This is a genomic window from Streptomyces sp. (genome assembly GCF_035563135.1).
Classification (GTDB): domain Bacteria; phylum Actinomycetota; class Actinomycetes; order Streptomycetales; family Streptomycetaceae; genus Streptomyces.
Genome location: NZ_DATMVN010000675.1, coordinates 1 through 18,624, shown reverse-complemented (window position 1 = coordinate 18,624; position 18,624 = coordinate 1). Strand labels below are relative to the sequence as shown.

General features: G+C 70.7%; 20 protein-coding genes and 2 pseudogenes. 11 read left to right on the top strand and 11 right to left on the bottom strand.

The features are described from left to right. Positions 1-17 precede the first annotated feature (17 nt). Genes VN520_RS30230 through VN520_RS30220 form a run of 3 tightly spaced genes read right to left on the bottom strand, consistent with a single transcriptional unit; the run spans position 18 to position 4,196 of the window. Positions 18-977 (bottom strand): ABC transporter ATP-binding protein, encoded by a 960-nt coding sequence (locus VN520_RS30230; protein ID WP_325750128.1) that lies wholly within the window; start codon positions 975-977, stop codon positions 18-20. Next, entirely contained in the window at positions 967-2,712 is a 1,746-nt protein-coding gene (locus VN520_RS30225; protein ID WP_325750127.1) for an ABC transporter permease subunit, read from the bottom strand. The genes VN520_RS30230 and VN520_RS30225 overlap by 11 nt, the downstream gene beginning before the upstream one ends. Continuing rightward, complete coding sequence (locus VN520_RS30220) at positions 2,709-4,196, bottom strand: ABC transporter substrate-binding protein (RefSeq protein ID WP_325750126.1); 1,488 nt, start codon at positions 4,194-4,196, stop codon at positions 2,709-2,711. The genes VN520_RS30225 and VN520_RS30220 overlap by 4 nt, the downstream gene beginning before the upstream one ends. Before the next feature lie 570 nt (positions 4,197-4,766). Here VN520_RS30220 and VN520_RS30215 point away from each other — a divergent pair. From VN520_RS30215 to VN520_RS30205, 3 genes are all read left to right on the top strand, one after another. After that, positions 4,767-5,177: a DUF7144 family membrane protein gene (locus VN520_RS30215; protein WP_325750125.1), complete on the top strand. Its 411-nt coding sequence runs from the start codon at positions 4,767-4,769 to the stop codon at positions 5,175-5,177. Between the two features lie 95 nt (positions 5,178-5,272). Beyond that, positions 5,273-5,602, top strand: a complete 330-nt coding sequence (locus VN520_RS30210) for a hypothetical protein (RefSeq protein ID WP_325750124.1) — start codon at positions 5,273-5,275, stop codon at positions 5,600-5,602. 29 nt (positions 5,603-5,631) lie between these two features. After that, positions 5,632-6,513 (top strand): universal stress protein, encoded by an 882-nt coding sequence (locus VN520_RS30205; RefSeq protein ID WP_325750123.1) that lies wholly within the window; start codon positions 5,632-5,634, stop codon positions 6,511-6,513. 329 nt (positions 6,514-6,842) lie between these two features. Here VN520_RS30205 and VN520_RS30200 read toward each other — a convergent pair whose 3' ends face one another. After that, on the bottom strand, positions 6,843-7,598 hold the full coding sequence (locus VN520_RS30200) for a ZIP family zinc transporter (protein ID WP_325750122.1): 756 nt from the start codon (positions 7,596-7,598) through the stop codon (positions 6,843-6,845). 378 nt (positions 7,599-7,976) lie between these two features. Between VN520_RS30200 and VN520_RS30195 the strand changes: the two genes are divergently transcribed. Continuing rightward, complete coding sequence (locus tag VN520_RS30195; protein ID WP_325750121.1) at positions 7,977-8,150, top strand: hypothetical protein; 174 nt, start codon at positions 7,977-7,979, stop codon at positions 8,148-8,150. A gap of 239 nt (positions 8,151-8,389) precedes the next feature. Here the strand turns inward: VN520_RS30195 and VN520_RS30190 are convergent, their stop codons facing one another. Together VN520_RS30190 and VN520_RS30185 are read right to left on the bottom strand one after the other, a co-directional pair. Continuing rightward, the gene (locus VN520_RS30190) at positions 8,390-8,869 is read right to left on the bottom strand and encodes a hypothetical protein (RefSeq protein ID WP_325750120.1); all 480 of its coding nucleotides are present in this window, start codon (positions 8,867-8,869) and stop codon (positions 8,390-8,392) included. 14 nt (positions 8,870-8,883) lie between these two features. Beyond that, positions 8,884-9,123, bottom strand: coding sequence for a hypothetical protein (locus VN520_RS30185; RefSeq protein WP_325750119.1), 240 nt, complete (start codon positions 9,121-9,123; stop codon positions 8,884-8,886). 307 nt (positions 9,124-9,430) lie between these two features. Between VN520_RS30185 and VN520_RS30180 the strand changes: the two genes are divergently transcribed. Next, positions 9,431-10,216 carry an SAM-dependent methyltransferase gene (locus VN520_RS30180; protein ID WP_325750118.1) on the top strand — a complete coding sequence of 262 codons (786 nt, stop codon included), beginning with the start codon at positions 9,431-9,433 and terminating at the stop codon, positions 10,214-10,216. 239 nt (positions 10,217-10,455) lie between these two features. Here VN520_RS30180 and VN520_RS30175 read toward each other — a convergent pair whose 3' ends face one another. Continuing rightward, a complete protein-coding gene (locus tag VN520_RS30175) occupies positions 10,456-10,665 on the bottom strand; it encodes a hypothetical protein (RefSeq protein WP_325750117.1) in 210 nt (69 codons plus the stop codon). Between the two features lie 234 nt (positions 10,666-10,899). On the opposite strand from VN520_RS30175, the pseudogene VN520_RS30170 reads away from it, so the two are divergent. After that, positions 10,900-11,037: pseudogene (locus tag VN520_RS30170) on the top strand (transcriptional regulator); the annotation flags it as partial. 107 nt (positions 11,038-11,144) lie between these two features. Here VN520_RS30170 and VN520_RS30165 read toward each other — a convergent pair. Then, positions 11,145-12,410 (bottom strand): SLC13 family permease, encoded by a 1,266-nt coding sequence (locus VN520_RS30165; protein WP_325750116.1) that lies wholly within the window; start codon positions 12,408-12,410, stop codon positions 11,145-11,147. Positions 12,411-12,630: 220 nt separating this feature from the next. Here VN520_RS30165 and VN520_RS30160 point away from each other — a divergent pair, with 220 nt between their 5' ends. The 5 genes from VN520_RS30160 to VN520_RS30140 all read left to right on the top strand — a co-directional run bounded on the left by VN520_RS30160 (position 12,631) and on the right by VN520_RS30140 (position 17,228). Further along, positions 12,631-13,353: a FadR/GntR family transcriptional regulator gene (locus VN520_RS30160; RefSeq protein WP_325750115.1), complete on the top strand. Its 723-nt coding sequence runs from the start codon at positions 12,631-12,633 to the stop codon at positions 13,351-13,353. Between the two features lie 148 nt (positions 13,354-13,501). Next, positions 13,502-13,636 (top strand): hypothetical protein, encoded by a 135-nt coding sequence (locus VN520_RS30155; RefSeq protein ID WP_325750114.1) that lies wholly within the window; start codon positions 13,502-13,504, stop codon positions 13,634-13,636. Further along, positions 13,633-14,889, top strand: coding sequence for a PP2C family protein-serine/threonine phosphatase (locus VN520_RS30150; protein WP_414719995.1), 1,257 nt, complete (start codon positions 13,633-13,635; stop codon positions 14,887-14,889). The genes VN520_RS30155 and VN520_RS30150 overlap by 4 nt, the downstream gene beginning before the upstream one ends. Before the next feature lie 456 nt (positions 14,890-15,345). Then, positions 15,346-16,530, top strand: coding sequence for a globin domain-containing protein (locus tag VN520_RS30145; protein WP_325750113.1), 1,185 nt, complete (start codon positions 15,346-15,348; stop codon positions 16,528-16,530). After that, on the top strand, positions 16,527-17,228 hold the full coding sequence (locus VN520_RS30140; RefSeq protein ID WP_325750112.1) for a pyridoxamine 5'-phosphate oxidase family protein: 702 nt from the start codon (positions 16,527-16,529) through the stop codon (positions 17,226-17,228). The genes VN520_RS30145 and VN520_RS30140 overlap by 4 nt, the downstream gene beginning before the upstream one ends. An 85-nt stretch (positions 17,229-17,313) precedes the next feature. On the opposite strand, the gene VN520_RS30135 is transcribed toward VN520_RS30140, so the two are convergent. From VN520_RS30135 to VN520_RS30125, 3 genes and pseudogenes are all read right to left on the bottom strand, one after another. Beyond that, the gene (locus tag VN520_RS30135; protein ID WP_325750111.1) at positions 17,314-17,985 is read right to left on the bottom strand and encodes a DUF3618 domain-containing protein; all 672 of its coding nucleotides are present in this window, start codon (positions 17,983-17,985) and stop codon (positions 17,314-17,316) included. Beyond that, the gene (locus VN520_RS30130) at positions 17,961-18,413 is read right to left on the bottom strand and encodes a phage holin family protein (RefSeq protein ID WP_325750110.1); all 453 of its coding nucleotides are present in this window, start codon (positions 18,411-18,413) and stop codon (positions 17,961-17,963) included. The genes VN520_RS30135 and VN520_RS30130 overlap by 25 nt, the downstream gene beginning before the upstream one ends. 12 nt (positions 18,414-18,425) lie before the next feature. Continuing rightward, positions 18,426-18,624, bottom strand: a pseudogene (locus tag VN520_RS30125) (hypothetical protein); the annotation flags it as partial.

The window sequence follows — 18,624 nt, the reverse complement described above, 5'->3', positions numbered from 1 at the left end:
GTCCAGCAGGGGGTGGCTCATACGAACTTCCGTAGGGGGTCGGGCACGTCGGCGGCGTGATGGCAGGCGACCAAGCGGTCGACCACGGCCTGGAGGGCGGGTTCGCGGTCATGGCACGGGCCCGTCGCCAGCGGGCAGCGTGGTGCGAAGGCGCAGCCCGGCCCGACGGCGCCCGGCGCGGGCGGGGTACCGCGGAGCACCGGCAGCCGGCGGCGGCGGGGACCGTCCTGCGGGAGCGAGGCCAGCAGGCCAGCTGTGTACGGGGCGCGGGGACGGCTCAGAACCCTTTGGACCGGGCCGAGCTCGGCCGCCCGCCCCGCGTACATCACCAGTACGCGGTCCGCGTGGGCCCGTACGACGTCCAGGTCGTGGGTGACGAGGACCAGTGCGGCGCCGACCGCTTCCCGCTGCTCGGCCAGCACCCGCAGTACCTGCTCGCGGCGCTCCTCGTCCAGCGCGGTGGTCGGCTCGTCCGCGACGACGACATCGGGCTCGTTGACCGTTGCCATGGCGATCACCGCGCGCTGGCGCATGCCGCCCGAGTACTCATGGGGGTAGGCCCGTGCCCGGCGCGCGGCGTCCGGGATGCCCACCCGGTCCAGTGCCGCCACGGCCCGGGTGCGCGCCTCGCTGCGGGACAGGCGCCGTACCGAGCGTACGGCGGCGGCGAGCTGGTCACCGACAGGGTGGACGGGGGAGAGGGCGGACAGGGCGTCCTGGGGGACGAAGGTGATCCGGCGCCCGCGTTCGGCGGCGAGATCGGCGGAGTCCCGCAAGCGCACACTGCCGCCGACGGTCGCGCCGCGCGGCACCATGCCGAGCAGTGCCCGGGCGGTGAGGGACTTGCCCGCCCCCGACTCACCGACGAGGGCGAACACCTCGCGCGGGCGGACGTCGAAGGTCAGTCCGCGCACCGTCTCGACCTCGCCGAACGCGATCCGCAGATCACGCACCGACAGCAGTGCTTCAGACTGCATGGGCGGCCTCCTTCCGTGCAGTGCGGCCGGTCGTGCGCCGGCCTCCCCGGCCTTGCGCGTATGCCGCGCCCGAAACGGCCAGCCCCGCCAGCAGGGCCAGTGCGGCGGCCGGCGCGAGGGCCGCCCAAGGGGCGCGTTCCACGTAGGCGCGGGACTCGTCGAGGAGAAGACCCCACTCGGGGGCGGGCGGCTGGGCGCCGAGGCCGAGGAATCCCAGAGAGGCCAGGGCGAGAGCGATCCCCGGCAGCCGCAGAAGGGCGTGCCGGGCGACCGGGGCTGCGACGGACGGCAGGACGTGCCGGGTGAGAATCCACAGCGGCGGTGCGCCGATGGCGCGTTGGGCGGTCAGGAACGTCGACGCCCGTACCTCCTGCACCAGCGCCGCCGCATGCGCCGCCAGGGGCGGCCAGGAGATCAGCGCGACCGCCAGGGCCGCTCCGCCGGTGCCGGGACCGGCTGCCGCCGCGACCAGGATGCCGACGATCACCGGCGGCAGCGCGTTGGCGATGTCCGCCGCGCCCGCCGCGATGCCGGGCACGAAGCCGAGGGCCAGGGCCACCACCAGGCTCAGCAGGCACACGGCCGCCGCCGTGCCGACCGTGGAGGCGGCCCCGTGGCCGAGCCGGGCCAGCACATCGCGGCCCAGCCCGTCGGTGCCCATCGGGTTCGACCACGAGGGCGGGGCCAGCCGAGCCGTGGTGTCGACCGCGTACGGGTCGCGGAACAGACCCCAGCCGATCGCGGCCAGCAGGAGGGCGCCGAAGGCGGCCGGGACCGCCGGGTGCGCCCGGACAGGACGGGCCGGCGGCAGCGAGAGCCCGGCGTCACGCAGAGCGGGACCCAGCAGCCGCCGCCGTACGAGGGCGGCCAGCGCGCCGATGACCAGCCCCAGGGCGAGCAGGGCGAAGACGGCTCCCTGGAGCAGAGGAAGGTCCTGCGACTTGGCCGCGCCCAGCGCGGTACGCCCGATGCCGGGCACGGCGAAGACGGTCTCCACCGCGACCGCACCGCCCGTCAGGCCGACGGCCACCATCCCGAACTGCGGCACCAGCGGCGGCAGTACGCGACGCAGTGCGGCGAACGAGACACGGGCGCGGCTCACTCCCGCTCCCTGCCACAGCTCCACCCATCGTTCGTCCAGTACGGCGGGCAGCGCGTCCGCGACGAGCCGCCCGAGGAGACCGCCCGCAGGGACGCCCAGCGCGAGTGCGGGCAGGATCATGTACTCGGGACCCTGCCAGCCGGACGTCGGCAGCCATCCCAGCCACACCCCGCACACCAGCAGCGCCACGGTGGCCAGGAGGAACTCCGGCACGGCAGCGGCCATGGCGGCGAACGCCCCTGCCGACCCCTTACCGCGTACCAGTACGGGGGCCACCAGGGCCACAGCCAGCAGCACCGCCACGGCCAGCGCGGCGGCCATCAGGCCCAGCGACACCTGGAGCCCGGAGACGACGGACGGCAGGATGTCCGTACCCGACACCCAGGAGGTACCGAAGTCGCCGCGCAGGAGTCCGGTGGCCCAGTCGCCGAGCAGGGAGAGCGGGCCGGCGTCCAGGCCGAGGTCCCGGCGGATCGCGGACAGGGCCTCCTCGGTCGGCTCCTGTTCGGCGGACCGGGCGCGCAGCACGGTCAGGGCCGGGTCCCTGCCGGAGAGCCAGGGCAGCAGGCCGACTGCGGCCAGTGCCGCGGCAAGGGAGAAGGCACGGGTCACCCCCGCAGCGGTCGGCCTCACTTGACGTGGGTGTCAAGCGTGACCAGTTCCCGCTCACGCGGGTCGTGGGCCGCGTCGACCACATCGGCGGCATCGCCCTGGATGACGCGCTCGTGGAGCATCGGCACGGCCGCGTCGGTGGCGAGTACGGCGGCCTCGGCATCGACGACGGCCCGGCGGCGGTCATCACCGGTCGGCGCCGCGCCCGCCTTGTCCAGGGCCTTGTCCACGGCCGGGTCGGCGAGCTGGGAGATGTTGAACGAACCGGCAGAGGCGAAATCGCTGTACAGGTACGCGGCCGGGTCGCCGGAATCGAGGACGGTGGCCCGGGAGAGGATGAACGCGTCGAACGCGCCCGCCAGGGCGTCGGACTCGATATTGGCGTACTCGCGGACCTCCAGCTTCACCTTGAACCCCGCCTTCTGCAGCTGCTGTTGCAGCGCGGCGGCCACCTCAGGCAGTTCCGCCCGGTCGGTGAACGTACCGATGGTGATGCTCCTGCCCGCCGGATCACCCGGCTCCGCACGGCGCACCGGCTCGCGCAGGCCGGCCGCCCACGGCAGCGCGGGCCCGAGCAGCCCCTCGGCCACGTCGGCCCGCCCCTCGTACACGCCCTTCACGATCGACTCGGCGTCGATCGCCTCCCGGGCCGTCGCCCGCAGCGCCGGGTCCTTGAAGGCACCCTTCTCCGTATTGAGGTACAGCGTGTTGGTGCGCGGCATCGGAACCTCGGTGATCAGGTCCTCGTCCAGCAGTGCGGCCTGTGAGACGGGCACCGCCTCCACGATGTCGGCCTCACCACTGCGCAGGGCGGCGGCGCGGGCGGTGCCGTCGGGCACGAACCTCACGTCGATACCGGGCGCCTTGGCCGTGCCGCCCCAGTAGTCGTCGTAACGGTCAAGGGCGGCGGAGGAGGTGCCATCGACCTTGGTCAGCTCGAAGGGGCCGGTGCCGGCGCCGACGGGATCGACCGTCTTCCCTCCGTACGCCTTCGCGGCGAGGATCGACAGCTGAGGGGAGCTGAGCCGCTGCGGGACCAGCGGGTCGTCCTCGGCGGTGGTGACGATCACGGTGCCGGGAGTCCCCTCTTCCACGGTCAGCTCGACGCCGTCGAGAATGCGGGGCTTCGGGGAGGCACCTGCCGCCTTGGTGAGGGACCGGACGACGGCCTCGGCGGTCAGCTCGGTGCCGTCGTGGAAAGTGACGCCCTTACGGAGGGTGAAGGTCCAGCTCCGGCCGGACTGCTTCCACCCGGTGGCCAGTGATGGCTCGGCGTCGCCGTCCGCGTTCAGTCTCACGAGCGTCTCCGCCGTCGACCAGCGGGACAGTTTGAACGCGTCGTCGGAGAGCGGCGACAGGCCCGAGCGCGGCGGCTGCATCATCGCGACGCGGAGGCGTTCGCCCGAGTCGGCGCCGGTGGTCTCCGTGGAAGCGAAGCAACCGGTGAGCAGGGCGGAGGAGGCCAGGATCGCAGGGAAGAGCAGGAGACGGGACGGGACGTGCACGAGGTCACTCCGAGTAAAAGGCAGGTCAAAGGTTGAGAGTGCGACGACCGTAGCATGATGATAATCATTTTCAGAGGTGGGGTCCCGGCATGCGGCCGGGAGGCGACGGCTCGCCCGTGCGCTGGTGATGGGGCCCGCGAGCAGCCCGGTGGTGATCCAGCAGCGAAGCCCGCGCTCCTCTTCCTCATGTGCAGGCGGACGGCGAAGAACGAGGTGGGGCCTTCGGCGGCACGATGAGGACCTGCTGCGGCCGGCTGGCGACCGCTGCAGCTCGGGCCGGCCGGGAAAACGGATACTGCTCGAATCTGGACAAGGCACATCGACGGATGCGCCGCCCGAGTCGTGAGCGCCCGGGTGTTCTGTCCCGGGCGCTCGGGGACGCCCGGCATCATCGGCAGCACGGGCCGGGACCGGTCCAGGACGGAGCAGACCCGTATGCCCCACAGGGGTCGCCGCGCGGCCACTTCCGGGTGACGCTGTGAGCGTGACGGGTGCGCCCGCTTCTCGCCGGCGCCGTGAGGTGCGGAGACGACCGCGCCAGGACGAAGGGTTTGACAGGCCATGGTGGACATGCCTCATGAAGCGCGGCAGGAGACCCCGGGCGCCCGGAACGAGGGCCGGCCGGCCGGCCCGCTGCGGTACTTCGGCGTCCCGCTGATCCTCAGCGGAGTGCTGAGTATCCTCCAGGGCATCGCCGGCATCGCCGAAGACCGTCTCTACGGCGTACCCCGGCACTACGAGTACCGGTTCGACCTCACCAGCTGGGGCTGGATCCATCTCGTCGTAGGCGTCGCGCTGGTACTTGTGGGCGTGGGAGTGCTGCGGGCCATGGGCTGGGGCCGCGCGGCCGGGGTGACGACCGCCGCGATCAGCCTGGTGACCCAGTTCATGTTCATCCCCTACTACCCGCTGTGGTCGATCAGTGTGATGACGCTCGATCTGATCATCCTGTGGGGGCTCGCACGGCTCGCCTTCACCTGAGCGACCGCCGGAGCCGGATCGCCGCTGTCACGGACCCCGTCCAGGGCTGGGAGCCCACAGGGACCAACGGGGGCCGGCACGACGGCTCTGTCCCCATGGCTTCCTGCACCGGCTCGAAGCCACGCGGCATCAAGGTCATCGAGATCCTCGTCGGCCATCCCCGGCCGACGAGCATGCCCCACACCCACCAGGCATTCCCGCAAGGAGCCAGGATGCACCTGCCTGCTGTCAGCCACTGGATCATCACCTTGCGATGGGAAGTCGCCGGCACCCCGGTCCGGCGCACCGTGGAGGGTACGGTGCGGATCGAGCCGGGGCAGACGCGGCAGGAGGCTTATCGGCGCCTCGTCACCACTGCCGCCGAGCAGGTAGGCGCAGCCGAGTTCTCCGTCGAATTCTTCGCCCTCGAGCCCGATCAGATGTAGCCGGTCCCCACGCGAGGAGAGTCGTCGTCATGCAACGGCCGATCATCGTCGGAATCGACGGTACCTCTGACAGTCTGATCGCAGCAGGGTGGGCGGCCGGCGAGGCGTGGCGGCACAGAACACCTCTGGTGCTGCTCCACGGTCACGTTCCGCGGGAAAGGTCCTCCCACCCACTGCTCGTCGGTCACACCGGCCACGAGCGGCGCGCGGCGAGGCAACTGCTTGACGACGCCCTGGCATGGGTGCGCGAACACCACGAGGACGTCGAGGTGAGTGCCGAACTGATGGTGCAGCCGGAGGCGGAGTTGCTTGTCGAGCGCAGTCGGCAAGCGCAGATGATCGTACTCGGCTCCCGTCGGCCGGGCCCGGTGACGGGCTTCTTCCTCAGATCAGTCGGACTTCGCGTACTGAGCCGGTCAGCCTGCCCGGTGGTCATGATCCGCGGTGGTACAGCCAGCTGCCGTTCACAGGACGGCGAGATCGTGGCAGGCGTCCCCCGGGAGGAGGAAGCCGGAGCCGTCCTGGACTTCGCCTTCCGGGCCGCCGCCGCGCGTGGTGCCCCGTTGCGCGCCGCGCGCGCCTGGCACCTGCCCGCCGTGCTCGTCCACGAGCCCGAGCTGTTGAACCCTTCGCGAAAGGGCGCTGAGCTGGAGGAAGTCCAGCGCCATGACCTTGCGAACCAACTGGCGCCGTGGCGTGAGCGCCATCCGCAGGTGACGGTCGTGGAGCACGTCGAGTCGGGCCCGACTTCGGAGATGCTGGTGGCCTTGGCAGCTTCGGCGCAACTCCTTGTCGTCGGCCGCCGTGCCGGACCCCGCAGCCGGTATGTGGGGCACGTCGCCCATGCGACCCTCCATTTCGCCGACGCACCCATTGCACTCGTTCCTCACGCATCGGACGCGGACCACTGACGCGTGACAGGTTTTCGCACCGGCCCCGCCCGGGCGAACTGCCCATCGGAGCCGATCAGGCGAACTCCGCGTCGAGCCTGGCACCCGCCTGTCCGCCACCGCCGAATCGGCTGACGGAACAGCGGGCAGGCGGCTCCGTGTTCCCTCGCACGGTGCGCGGGGCCACCCCTCCCTCACCACCGAGCAGGCTCGGTCCTGCAAGCGGATCAGGACTTCAAGATCACCCCATGGCCCCCTCCGGGCTCACCTCGGCGATACCCCTGCCCGTCCGTCCGCACGGTGGGGCCGGTCGAGTGCGCCGTACCGAGGGCGCTGGTGAGCGCCACGGCTCAGGCGTGGGAAAGAGCGAAGGAGACCAGGAACCCGGACACGGTGAGCAGTCCCATGGCCAGATGCGCGTTCTCGAACGCTTCCGGGATCATCGTGTCGGCCAGCATGGCGAGGATGGCCCCTGCGGCGACGGCTGTCACCGCTGCGACGACAGCGGTGGGCAGGCCTCCCACGACGGCGTAGCCCAGCACCGCCGCCAGAGTGCACGCCGCTGCGATGGCACCCCACACACCGAAGATGTACCCCTTGCCGCGTCCGGCCTTTCTCATCCCCGCCGAGCTGGACAGCCCTTCGGGCACATTGCTGATGAACACCGCGGCCACCGTGACCATACTCACCGCGCCGCCGTCGAGGAGGCTGACTCCGATGACCGCCGACTCCGGGACGCCGTCGAGCAGGGCGCCCAGTGCCAGCGCCATGCCGGAGCCGGACTGCTGTGTCTCCGACGGTTGTGACTGGCCGTGCCCCGACCGTTTGCGGTGCTGCGCCCCGCGGCGAGCCAGTACGACATTGCCGAGGGTGTAGGCCGTGGCTCCGGCCACCGTGCCGATCGCTGCCGGGGCCAGGCCGGCTTGCCCATAGGCCTCGCCGACCAGCTCGAACGATACGGCCGACAACAGGACGCCGGCGCCGAAGGCCATGACGGAGGCGATGATTTTCTGCGGAACACGCAGTCCGTAGCCGATCCACGCACCGACGAGCAGTGCGGAACCGGCGAACAACCCCCATGCTCCCGCTTGAACTACTTCAGACATGCGGGACGTGTACCCATTTCCACTCCTCCGCCGCATGTGAACCGGCATCCGGCTCACACCGTCCCGCGTGGTGTCCGCCTGCCGGGCAGATGCCCCCAGAATTCGATCGTGGGCCTTGACCGGCCGGCGGGCCGGCCATCGGCCTTGACCGATCTGACATCCATGCTCGTCAACGGCCTGGCGTCAGGCGCTTCCCGCACCCGGCGATAATCCGCAGCCGTCCACCCACCGTTCGGCCGGTCGACCACTGCGTGTGTCACCCCGGTCCGTCTGTCGGCCGAGGCCCGAGTGGGACGACCCGGTCCGGGTACCCGGGGGCTGAGCGGGAGCCACACGGATCGCCCGCGCCACGACGACACCACGACCGGAGGCCCATTCATGAGTGAACAGACACCGTCGCAGGCCGAGGGTGAGCGTGAGCCGGACACAGGGACGGCCGATGTCCCGTCGACGTCCGGCCCCTCCGAGGTACCCCGTACGACACCGTCACAGGCTGAGGGCGACAGCACCGAGCAGGACGAGACCGGCGCTGTGGACACGGCCGGGGACTGAGGAGCGGCGACCGCGGCGAGGACCGTCAAGAACCAGCCGGCCGAACAGCTTGACGGAGGCGGCAGCGTGCTGACAGGACAGCGCCGTGACCACGCCGAAACGGACCAGCTGCTGGGCCGGCACCACGCGCTGGCGGACTCCTGGTCACGCGGAGGGCTTCGAACGCCGGGACCAGCTTTCCCGCACTGACCCGATCCGGCGGGTCCACGCGGCCCGGCGCTCGAACGCCGCCCGCGGCCTCAGATCGTCGTGACCACCACGCGCCGGGCGTACGGCGCACCCTCGATGTTGGCCACGCTCGCCGTGACCTGCACCGGGTCGCCCTCCCCGAACGGGAGATGGTCCCCCCATGTGCGGGCGGTGACCGCCACAGTGCGCTTCTGCCCGTCACAGGTCAGCTGGGAGGGCTGCAGGGTCGCGACTCCGCGGGGGCTGCTGATCTGCGAGTCCCGCTCGTCGGCCAGCCGCCAGGCGATGCCGAGATAGAGGGTCGGGGTCGGGTCGCAGGAGTACGTCACGTGGGCCGTGATGCCGTCCTCCTCCCTCGCCGTCGCAGGGGCGTACGTGACCTCTCCCACAGCGACGGTGTTGTCCTTGCCGAAGACGGTCGAGTCATCCCCGGCCAGGGCCGGGGGAGCGGTGACCAGGGCGCCCGCCCCGGCCAGGAACGTGATGGCGGCGACGGCGGAGACGCGGCGTCGCAGAGCTGACGAGTGCATCTTGAACTCTCCCTTTACGCAGACGGGTTGCCGGTCCAGTCGTGGATCTTCGCAGTCACCCGGAAACGTGTCCAGAGTGCTCCGCGTGCCCGCAGCGAGCCGTGACCCGCCCGGCGGCCCCGCCACCGCGACCACGCCCGCGGCAGGCCCGACTGCGGCTGCGCCCCCAGCAGTTCGAGCGTCCGCCCGGCCGCCTCGCTCACCAGTTGTCCGACCGTCTGCGGTTTCGCCGGGTATGCGCTGATGTGTGCCACGTGCGTCAAGGGGCGAAGCCCTGAGGCCGCAGTCACGCTCTGCGAGGTGTCTTTGACGCTCGACCTGATAGCTCGTCCATGGCTTCGAGCCGCTGGCCGGACATTCTGCCGACCGGGCGGGCTCGGCGGGTTGTCGAGAAGCCCTTGACGCCAACAGGTTCTCCGCCTGCTGCTGCAACAGCGGCGGTGACCCACGCCCGTATGCGGCCGGTGCCGGGGAGGACCACGTGGCGGACAGCGGTTGTGCTGGGCATAGGGTTCTCCCGAAGCCCAACTGTTGCTGATCGGCGGCGAGCAGGAGATCGTGATGACCTTTGACAATGCTGAGTTCCAGACAAAGATCCGTTCGGACATACCGCACTCCGCGCGTGTGTGGAACGCGTGGCTGGGCGGGAAGGACAACTATCCGGTGGACCGGGAGCTGGCGGACGCGGTCACCGCCGCCTACCCGCAGATGGCCGGCATCGCCCAGGCGTCGCGTGCGTTCCAGGCACGGGCGGTGCGCCATCTCGCCGCCGCGGGCGTGCGCCAGTTCCTGGACGTGGGCACCGGCCTGCCGGTGGAGAACAGTACCCACGAGGTCGCGCAGGCCGTCACGCCCGAGGCCCGGATCGTCTACGTGGACAACGACCCCATCGTCCTGGTCCACGCCGCGGCTCTGCTGACCAGTGCCCCGGAGGGCCGGACCGCATATGTGGACGCCGACTTGTCCGACACCGACGCCGTGGTGGACGAAGCCGCCAAGACGCTGAACCTGTCCGAGCCGGTCGCGGTGCTGCTGATGTCGACCCTCGGGCATCTGACCCCGGCCGACGGGATCAAAGTCGTGCAGCAGTACATGTCCCGGATGCCCTCGGGCAGTTATCTGGTGCTCTGCGACACGGTGAAAACACCGCAGACGCTGGCGGCCCAGGAGGCGTACGACTCGGGTGACAACCCCCCTTACCTGGTGCGCGAGCCGGAAGAGATCACCCGGTGCGCCGAAGGGCTGGACCTGCTCGAACCAGGCTTCGTCTCCATCGCGTACTGGCGTCCGACCGAGGAGGACCCCACGCCGGTCGACCAGTGGGGGCTCGTCGCCCGCAAGCCGTGAGCTGACCGCGTTCCACCGCCGCGCGAGGCCGGACGACCCGGTCCGGGGAGCGGAACCACGAAGGGCGACAGGGGGGACGGTACGGGTGATGGTGCTGCCCGGACCCGAAGTGAGGTAGGGGGCCGTCGTGGAGACGGCGCCCTCGACGCTGCTCCTGACCGTGGACGGACCCGTGGCCGGGTGGGGGCGGTGCGCCGAACGGGGAGGGCGTACCCGATCAGGTGGAGGATCGCGAAGCGTCAGCGGGCCAGCGCCGGGCCTTCGTGTGTGCTCAGTGCTCGTGGACGACAAGTACGCGGCCGGAAGGCCGGCAGGCTGGCGAAGAGCCCCGTACGGGCCTCTGCACCGGGCGGCATCCGGGACCGCGGTACGCCCAGCGCCTCGATGAATCCCAGGAGGGCGTCGGAGGCGGGCAGTGCGCCGTCCTCGTCGTACCCGCGCGGGTTCACATGGAGTTGTCCGGCAGGGAAAACGGGGGCGACCCGAGGGGCCCGGGGCAGCACGGGCCGTGTCCCCTCGGCCCGAACGGGAACGGCACCGGGGCAGGAGCGGGGCCGACGGCGTTCTCCCGCGCCCACTTCTTGCACATCCCACGGCTTCGTTCCCGCCCGGCCTCCGCACCGCCCGACACACGGTGCCAGGGCTCCTGACAGGACCTCAGCCCGAACGATCAGTCGGAACTCCTGACGGAGGGCACCTTCTTCTCCGAATGCCGCGCGCGCCTCGCCTTCGATCTCCTTTCCCACACCTCCCATGCCCGGCACGCCGTCGTGCCCCGGGCGTTGCGCGACGGGCCCCGGCGCCCGGTCGAAACCGCTGAGGCCCAGTCCCTCCCGGAGTGAGCGCAGCCGTCCGCAGCAGATGAGTGCGTACCCGAGGGCCGGCCGGACTTCATCGATCTCGTGGCGGATCAGGGATGCGCCGGCGGTCAGCCGAATCCTGGCACCACCAGGACGAGCCATGCCGCTAGGGGCACCACCGCGACGACAACTGCGCCGTACACCATCAACTGCCTGAAGAAGCGTTCCCGGTCGATATCCGGTGCCGCGGCGAGAACGAGCGCGCCATTGGTCGAGAAGGGGCTGACGTCCACCACGGTCGCCGACACCGCCAGCGCCGCGATCATTCCGACCGCCCCGATCTCCCCCTGTGCGAGGAACGGCACGGCCAGCGGGATCAGCGCGCCCATGATGCCGACCGACGAGGCGAAGGCCGACACGATCGCGCCGATGTAACACAGCAGCAGGGCCGCGAGCAGCGGCACTCCGATGCCGCCGACTCCCTCCCCGGCCCACTTGACCGTGCCCATCTCCTCGAGGACGCCGACATAGGTCAGGACGCCGCAGATGAGCAGCACGGTGGGCCAGGCGATCGCACCGACCGCTTTGCGGCTGGTCTCCGGCCACACGGCGCTGATCAGCACGGCGAGGGTGACAGCGGTCAGGCCCGCGTCCAGATCGAGGACGAGGACGGCGACGACCAGAGCCAGGAGCGAGAACAGGGTGGCTGTGCGGGGCGCGTCGAGCCGGGCGCTCCCCTCCTCCGCAGCAGGCCCGGGTGAGCCGTCGTCGCCTCCCGGGGCGCGGTGCCGGGCCAGCTTCAGACCGCCGAACAGCACGAACACCACGCCTGCGACAAGCAGGTTGGCCACCAGCGAGGCGAGGAACAGCGCGATCTCGTTGCCCGGCAGGTTCTCACGCTCCACGATGCCGTTCACGATCGAGCCGTAGATGCTGATCGGGGAGAAGCCGCCGCCCTGTGCTCCGTGCACCACCATCGCGCCCATCAGCAGGGGACTGATGCCGTAGCGGCCGGCGAAACTCAGAGCGATCGGCGCGACGATCGCCACCGCGGCTGGGCTGACCGCGCCGATCGCCGTCAGCGCTGCGGTGATCACGAACATCACCCACGGGATCAGGGCGATACGCCCGCCGACCAGGCGTATGGACGCATGCACCAGCCAGTCCGTGGTGCCGTTGGCCCGGGCGATCGCGAACAGGTAGGTGACCCCCACCAGGACGACGAAGAGGTCTCCGGGGAACCCGGCGAAAATGCCGTCCGCGTCCAGGCCGGCGGCCAGCTCGCCCACCGCGAACGCGGCAGCGAAGGCAAGCGCGCCCATGTTGACCGAGCGGGTGGTGGCGATCGCGAAGACTGCCACGAGTACGAGGATAGAGATGAGTTCCGCGGACATTGCGGGCTCCTGTCCTGGGCCGCTCACTGGTCCGGTGGATGAGCCACCTGGCCTGTTGACGGCACTCAGAGTCGGGGGAACGGCAGCAACCGTCAAGGGGGTGCGCACGTTTTGGTCCGGCCTCCGGACCACAGGATCCGGTTCAGCCTCCGGTCCGATGGGCGCTGCTAGGCTGCCGGTGCCATGAGGGCACGGGGGCCCTCCGGAACAGGGGCAGGGGATGTCCGACGCACTGCGGCCCATGGGGCGTACACGACTGTACGAGCACGTGCTCGACCGGCTGCGTTCCTATGCGGCCGAGAGCGGTCTGGTGGCCGGTGACAGACTTCCGCCGGAGCGCGACCTCGCACAGCGCCTGGGAGTCTCCCGGGCTTCGGTGAAGCAGGCCATCGTCGTCCTCGAAGTGCAGGGGCTCGTCGAGGTGCGCCACGGAGGCGGTACCTACCTTCTCGGCAACGGACTGGATGCCGAACCCGTCGAGCGTCTCGTCGAACGCCGGCGCAGGCTGCCCGACGTACTGGAGGCGCGTGAGGCGCTGGAGACGAAACTCGCCGAACTCGCGGCGGAGCGGCGCACCGAGGAGGACTTGAACGCACTGAGGGCATCGCTCGACCACATGGCCGCAGAGATCGCGGAGGGCGGCCACGGCCTCGAAGGGGACCGGCGCTTCCACGCCGCCGTGACCGCGGCCGCCCACAGCGCGCTGCTCGCCGAATTCATGGAGTCCATCGCGGACCAGATCACCGAGAGCAGGCATGAATCACTGCGCCAGCCCCGTCGGCCCGGCCGCTCCCTGACCCAGCACCGGGCGATCCTCGACGCGATCGAGGGGCAGCGCGCCAAGGCCGCGGCCACGGCGATGCGGCGCCATGTCCGGACCGTGGCAGAGGTGAGGCTCCTGGACTGGAATCCTGGACCGGACACCACCGGGGGGCCGCCCTGAGCCGATGCCGCCCACGAACGAGGAGCAAGCTGAGCACAGCCCTGCGGCGCTCCTGCATCCCGGCGGTCACCCACCGTGACTCGTGCTGGTGGAAGGCGCTCGGCTGACAGGCCAGGACGCCAGGCGCAGGGGGTGTCAGGATGTTCTCATGGATGTGGGCAAGAGGAACGGGGTCCGGGGGAGCGGCCCGTGCGTGATGCTCGCCCGTGGTTCCGGACGCCTCCGGCCGAGTGCCCCCCAGGAGGCGGCCGAGGCGGTCATCGTCTTCGTGCAGGGGACGTGACGGTGTACCCGGGCGGCGACGGGACCAGTGGGTCGTGTCCGGCGGAAGACCGTGACCAGGAACAGCTGCCGTTCTCCGCTCTGCCGGAGGACAGTGTGGAGGACCTGTACGAGAACGCGCCGTGCGGCTACCTCTCCACCCTGATGGACGGGCGGATCGCCAAGGTCAACGGCACCCTGTTGAAATGGCTCGGCTACCGTCGTGAGGAACTGGTCGGCCACAAGAGGTTCTCCGACCTGCTGACCGTCGGCGGCAGGCTGTACCACGAGACGCACTTCTCGCCGCTGCTGCGGATGCAGGGCGAGGTCAGCGGCATCGCCCTGGAACTCAAGGCCGCGGACGGCAGCCGGCTGCCCGTCCTCGTCACCTCCACCGTCAAGCAGGACCCCGACGGTGAACCGCTGCTGATCCGCACCAGCCTCCTGGACGCCCGTGACAGGCGTACCTACGAACGGGAACTCCTGCGAGCCCGGCAGGAGGCCGAACACGACCGCGAACGCCTGCAGCGCCTCGCCACGACCCTGCAGCGCACCCTGATCCCGCCGGCTCTCGAACCGGTTCCGGGTCTGGAGGTCGCCGCGCACTACCACTTCGCATCCTCCGACGAGGTGGGAGGGGACTTCTACGACCTGTTCCCGCTGGCCGCCGGACGCTGGGGGTTCTTCATGGGGGACGTGCGCGGCAAGGGTGCGGGTGCGGCCGTGGTGACCTCGTTGGCGCGGTACACCCTGCGGGCCGCAGCGGTCTCCGATCCTGTACCGGCCACGGTTCTGGCCAACCTCAACACCGCGCTCACCCAGCAGTTCCAGGAAGACGAACCACGCTTCTGCACCGTGATCTTCGGTCTGCTCACACCCGAGGAGAGCCACGTGGGGTTCCGAGTCGTCCTGGCCGGCGGCGGCCACCCCCCAGCCGTGCTGCTGCGTGCCGACGGCAGCGCCGACCACCTGCCCACGCCAGGGGGCCAACTGGTCGGAGTCGTACCGGACGCGCAGTTCACCACAGCCACCTTGGGTCTGGGCCCCGGTGACACTCTGCTGCTCTACACCGACGGCCTGACCGAGGCCCGCACCCGGAAGGCAGGTGAACGCTATGGCGACGAAGCACTCCTGGACTTCGCTCGTGCCCTCGCCCCCACCTCGGCACCCGGTGCTGTCCGAGCTCTCACCGCACTCCTGGACTCCTTCGGCGAAGGACTGGACGATGACACCGCCCTCCTGGCGATGAGCGTGCCCCCGGGCGAGAAGCCCTGATCAGCTCTTGACGCGCGTTCACCCAACCGAGCAGGTTTGCTTACCGAATCTCCCCATCGCGCGCACGACCGGGCTGCCCGCTGCCCCACGGAAGTCGCCCCGAACTGGTCAGAGGCTGGTTGGTGCGCTCTGACCTGGGCACAAGCACTCAGCGGGGGCTGGTCACGCACTGTCTTTTCCCGGAGCATCGTGCCGCTCGGAGAGCGGGGCGCAGCCCTCGGGAGTGGCTTCGGACCTGTCGCCCTATGTGCACAATGATTCGTCCGCTGATCATACTTTCGCTGTTCTGCACTCGAGCGACACGGAACGTCCTTCTAAGATTGCGAATTTTTACTTGTCAGCACATCCGGTACGCCTGGTGACCCCCTCACCGTGTGCGACATCTGCCACCCCCCTGGCCTTTTCCGCTCGACGAGTGAGGACGTGCCTCCGCCCTGTGCTCTCCGGGAGCCGGCCATGACGGCCGCCCCGCTGACGGACCGGGAGATCTCCCTGGTCCGTACGAGCCTGGCGGTGGTCGCGCCGCAGGCCACGGAGATGACCGTCTACTTCTACGCCATCCTCTTCGCCCGGTACCCCGAGGTGCGGGGGCTGTTCCCGGAGAACATGGACGTGCAGCGCGACCGGTTGCTGCGCGGACTGCTGCGCATCATCGATCTCGTCGACGACGTCGGCAGCCTCGTGGAGTTCTGTTCCCGGCTGGGCCGGGACCACCGTAAGTTCGGGGCTCTGGAAGCCCACTACCCGGCAGTGGGCGAATGCCTCGTGGCCTCCCTGGACCGCTACGCGGGAACCGCGTGGAACCGCGAGGTCGCCGCCGCCTGGACCCGCGCCTACACCATCGCCGCCCAGGTGATGATCGCGGCCGCCGCCGATGACACCCGGCTGCGGCCGGCTTCCTGGGACGCGCAGATCATCCGCCACGAATACCGCAGCCACGGCATCGCCGAAATCACCGTGCGGCCCGACCTGCCCTACCGCTACGTCGCCGGGCAGTACGTGAGCATGGAGACCCCCTGGTACCCCCGTACCTGGCGGCATTACTCTCCCGCCCACCCGCCGCGCACGGACCACACGCTCACGTTCCACGTCCGGGCCGTCCACCAGGGCCAGGTCAGCAACGCGCTGGTGCACCACGCCGTCCCGGGACACAGGGTGCGGCTCGGTCCGCCGCAGGGCGAGATGACCCTTGCCGCAGCAGGCGACCGCGACCTGCTGCTGGTGGCGGGCGGGACCGGTCTCGCGCCGATCCGCGCTCTGATCGAGGACGCGGCGGCCTCGGGGATGCGCCGCCACGCAGACCTGTTCGTCGGAGCCCGGACCGCCCAGGAACTGTACGGCCTCGACGACATGCTGCGCCTGGCACAACGCCATCACTGGCTGTCCGTCCGGGCGGCCGTCTCCCACGAGAGAATCCCCGGCCAGCAGGGCACGCTCCCGCAGGTGCTGCACGAGTTCGGTCCCTGGGACCGGCACGAAGCCTTCCTGTGCGGACCGCCCGACATGGTCACCACGGCCGTGCGTACCCTCCTGCACCAGGGCACCCCCCGGTCACACATCCACCACGACCCGCTCGATACGCCTGTTCTCACTGCCCCCCTCACGCCGCACCGACCCGGTCAGGAGATCGACCAGCTGTGACCCGCCACGACGCCACCCCCTCACGGGGAGAGCGCCTGCTGCAGACCCACCTGGGCACCAGCGAGCGCGCCGACGCCTTCTACGACCGGCAGGTCCACCCGCACCTCACCGAGGCCATGCGCGACTTCATCCACCGTCAGTCGATGGTCTTCCTCTCCACCGCCGACGCCCGGGGCCACTGCGACGCCACCTTCCGTGCCGGCCCTCCCGGGTTCATCACCGTGCTGGACGACCGCACCCTGGCCTACCCCGAGTACCGCGGGAACGGCGTTCTGGCGAGTGCCGGCAACATCGCGGAGAACCCGCACATCGGTCTGCTCTTCATGGACTTCACCCGCGACCACATCGGACTGCACGTCAACGGCTCCGCCCGACTCGTCAGCGACCAGGAGATGCGCGCCGCCCACCCCTGGACGCCCACCGACACCGCCCCCGGACGGCAGCCGGTCCTGTGGACGCTCATCCACCTGCACGAGGCCTACGTGCACTGCTCCAAACACATCCCCCACCTCGAGCCCGCCCCGCGTCCGCTGGGGCTGGCGCGCACCCGCCCCAGGGACGCCGACTACTTCACCGAACCGGCCCCGGCGTCCTCGGTGTCCGGCCCTGCGCCCGGCCTGGCACCTGCCGGCCCTGACGTCCCAGGCCCTGTGGGCGGTCCGGCCCTGCATCCCCTGACGGGTTCGCGCGACCGCTGAGCCGGCGCAAGGTGGACCGCGGACCGGGCGGAGCCCTTGGCCGACGGCTCAGCAGCCAGAGGCCCCCGGGCTGAGCGGCGGTGGGTCAGGGGCGCTGGTCGCGCGTCTCCCGGACGGCGTCCCGGCCGACCTCGCGCAGGCCGGTGGCGGCCTCCTTCCCGGAGTCCTGGGCCTGCCGCTTGGTGGCTTCGGCCGCTTCCTGCGCCGTGCTCTTCACCGACTCCACGGCCTCCGTCGCCGGTTCGCGCATTCCTTCCTTGAGGTCCTGGGCCGCTTCCTGCGCTCTGACCCTGGCCGGCTGGAGCAGTTCGTCGGAGTGCTCACGGAGCTGGGCGCCGACCCGCTCCTCGGCCTCGGAAGCCGGGAGGAGTGCGGCGGCCAGCATGCCGGCGCCGAATGCGATGATCCCGGCGGCGAGAGGGCTTCCCTGCGTCTGCCTGGACACCTGGCCCGGGGTCTCGCGCACGGACTGGCCGACCTGACCGGCCGTGCGTTTGACGGTGTCCCCGGCCTGGCCGGCGACGTCACCCGCGCTCTCCGCGAGATCGTGGGCCTTCTGCCCTGCCTGTGTGCCGGTGTGGTCGGCAGCGCCCATGACACGCTCCTTGAAGCCGGTCAGCCGGTGGTGTGTGGCGTCAGCCTTGCGCCGGGCCACCCTTCCCGGTGTCACCCTGTCCGCGAGGCGGTCGACGTCGCGCGCCAACCGTGCCCGGGTGTCTTCCACTTCGGTCTTCAGTTCGTCCGGTTCCGTGCCCATCGGGCATCCTCCTTGAGCGTTTCCGCGGTCCGTTCGGGCTTGATCTGCACCGCACGCATGCGTTTGCGCCCGGTCACGAAGAGCACAGCGCCCACCAGCGCCCAGACCGCGGTCACGATGAGCGCGGCCCAGGCGTGATCGACCAGGTGCGCCAAACCGAAGAGCGCGGCCAGGCTGGCCATCAACAGAGCCAGGTGCCCGGCGTATCCGGAACCCGCGAGCATGCCCGCCGCCTTGCCCGCTTTTGTTGCCTCCTGCTTGATTTCGGCTTTCGCCAGATCGATCTCGCTGCGTACGAGCCGGGTGAGATCGTCGCTGATCTCACCGACCAGCTCTCCGATGGAGGGGTCCGGCGGCGGGGCCTGGGTGGAGCCGGACGGGACGGTGCCGTCTCGGGCGGTTGCGTTCTGTGAAGGGGAGATGGCCACGACTCGGCCCCCTTACGGCTGTCGCGGGTCGGGGTCGGGATACGGATCCGTGACCGGGAGCGGCCCGGTTGGTGAAACCGGCCCGCCGTAGGACGGTGTGGGCTGCGGCTGTCCGTAGGAGTCCGGGGGCTCCTTCGCGTAGGAGAGCTGATCGTCGGTGATCGCTGCGGGCAGACCGGGCCCGTCGGCTTCCGGTGACGACCGGCCCGTT

Excerpts from the sequence above, each read along its gene's own strand:
- VN520_RS30230 (WP_325750128.1), bottom strand. The coding sequence starts at position 977 with ATGCAGTCTGAAGCACTGCTGTCGGTGCGTGATCTGCGGATCGCGTTC.
- VN520_RS30215 (WP_325750125.1), top strand. The coding sequence starts at position 4,767 with ATGCCTCATGAAGCGCGGCAGGAGACCCCGGGCGCCCGGAACGAGGGC.
- VN520_RS30210 (WP_325750124.1), top strand. The coding sequence starts at position 5,273 with ATGGCTTCCTGCACCGGCTCGAAGCCACGCGGCATCAAGGTCATCGAG.
- VN520_RS30205 (WP_325750123.1), top strand. The coding sequence starts at position 5,632 with ATGCAACGGCCGATCATCGTCGGAATCGACGGTACCTCTGACAGTCTG.
- VN520_RS30200 (WP_325750122.1), bottom strand. The coding sequence starts at position 7,598 with ATGTCTGAAGTAGTTCAAGCGGGAGCATGGGGGTTGTTCGCCGGTTCC.
- VN520_RS30195 (WP_325750121.1), top strand. The coding sequence starts at position 7,977 with ATGAGTGAACAGACACCGTCGCAGGCCGAGGGTGAGCGTGAGCCGGAC.
- VN520_RS30190 (WP_325750120.1), bottom strand. The coding sequence starts at position 8,869 with ATGCACTCGTCAGCTCTGCGACGCCGCGTCTCCGCCGTCGCCGCCATC.
- VN520_RS30180 (WP_325750118.1), top strand. The coding sequence starts at position 9,431 with ATGACCTTTGACAATGCTGAGTTCCAGACAAAGATCCGTTCGGACATA.
- VN520_RS30165 (WP_325750116.1), bottom strand. The coding sequence starts at position 12,410 with ATGTCCGCGGAACTCATCTCTATCCTCGTACTCGTGGCAGTCTTCGCG.
- VN520_RS30160 (WP_325750115.1), top strand. The coding sequence starts at position 12,631 with ATGTCCGACGCACTGCGGCCCATGGGGCGTACACGACTGTACGAGCAC.
- VN520_RS30155 (WP_325750114.1), top strand. The coding sequence starts at position 13,502 with ATGGATGTGGGCAAGAGGAACGGGGTCCGGGGGAGCGGCCCGTGCGTG.
- VN520_RS30145 (WP_325750113.1), top strand. The coding sequence starts at position 15,346 with ATGACGGCCGCCCCGCTGACGGACCGGGAGATCTCCCTGGTCCGTACG.
- VN520_RS30135 (WP_325750111.1), bottom strand. The coding sequence starts at position 17,985 with ATGGGCACGGAACCGGACGAACTGAAGACCGAAGTGGAAGACACCCGG.